At 37.3% G+C, this 1,264-nt stretch carries 1 protein-coding gene and 1 pseudogene; both read left to right on the forward strand.

What is annotated here, in order from left to right:
• Positions 1-54 precede the first annotated feature (54 nt).
• Positions 55-615: a helix-turn-helix domain-containing protein gene (locus tag C9J35_RS23125; RefSeq protein ID WP_107927161.1), complete on the forward strand. Its 561-nt coding sequence runs from the start codon at positions 55-57 to the stop codon at positions 613-615.
• Positions 576-1,264, forward strand: a pseudogene (locus tag C9J35_RS23130) (IS3 family transposase); the annotation flags it as partial. The gene C9J35_RS23125 and the pseudogene C9J35_RS23130, both read left to right, overlap by 40 nt.

The following is a 1,264-nucleotide window of genomic DNA, read 5'->3' on the forward strand; positions in this document are numbered from 1 at the left end:
GGTGCTGCACCCCAAAAGTTAGAGTAATAAATCTAACTTTTGGGGTGTTTTTGTATGGCGAAATATAGCCAAGGTTTTAAATTAAAGATTGTTCAAGAGTATTTAAAAGGGAATTTGGGGTACTTATTATTAGCGCAAAAATATGGTATTCCATCTCCAACTCCAATCAAACGTTGGGTTAGAGCTTATAAAGCTTTTGGAGAAGAAGGTTTACAACGGAAAACAAACCATAAAGAATATCCTGTTCAATTCAAATTAGATGTATTAAACTTTATGAAACAAACAGGTGCTTCTTACCAAGATACAGCAATTCGATTTAACATGAATCAACCTAGTTTAATCGCAACTTGGAACAGTAAGTTTTTAAAAGAAGGAGTAGAAGGCCTGAAACATGCGAAGGGAAGGCCATCTATGTCTAAAAAAACAAAAGCTACATTGACAAAAGCAGAAAAACCAATGTCTCGTGAGGAGCAGTTAGAACGTGAAAATGAACGACTTCGTCTAGAGGTTGCGTATTTAAAAAAGTTGAAGGCTTTTCGAGAGAACCCGGATGCCTTCCTCGAAAAGCACAAGCAGCAATCGCCTTTGAACTCAAAGAAGAAGGGTTCAGATTAAAAGACATCTTTAAACAAGTCGATATTCCAGAAGCAACGTATCACTATCACATCAAGCAAATGAAGAATGAAGATCCAGATCAAGAGTGGAAAACGTTGATTTTAGAGACTTTTGAGCAACATGAAGGGCGATATGGATATCGTCGCATTCATGCGGAATTAAAGGGACAAGGACATAAAATCAATCATAAAAAAGTACAGCGAATCATGAGTGAATTGAATTTAAAATGCGTGAAATTCGTGCGTAAATCTCGCTATAAATCGTATAAAGGTACTGTAGGGAAAGTCGCGAAGAATAGATTAAACCGCCGTTTCCATACAACGTACTTCCTACAAAAACTCGTGACAGACGTAACAGAATTCAAATGTACAAACAACGAAAAACTCTATTTAAGTCCGATTATGGATTTATATAACGGTGAAATACTGGGCTTTAGTATGTCTAAACGCCCTACACTTGATTTCGTAATAGACTCATTGAAACAAGCACTCCCAATTATTCAAGAACATGCCCAATACCGTACAACGATTCACTCGGATCAGGGCTGGCACTATCAACATCATTTATGGGTGATAACATTAAAGCGAAACAAGATTTTCCAAAGCATGTCTCGTAAAGCAACCTGTGCAGACAATGCGACCATGGAGAA

Source organism: Lysinibacillus parviboronicapiens, assembly GCF_003049575.1.
GTDB classification, from domain to species: domain Bacteria; phylum Bacillota; class Bacilli; order Bacillales_A; family Planococcaceae; genus Lysinibacillus; species Lysinibacillus parviboronicapiens.

Bases quoted from the DNA above. Each gene is read 5' to 3' on its own strand.
- C9J35_RS23125 (WP_107927161.1), top strand. From the start codon at position 55: ATGGCGAAATATAGCCAAGGTTTTAAATTAAAGATTGTTCAAGAGTAT.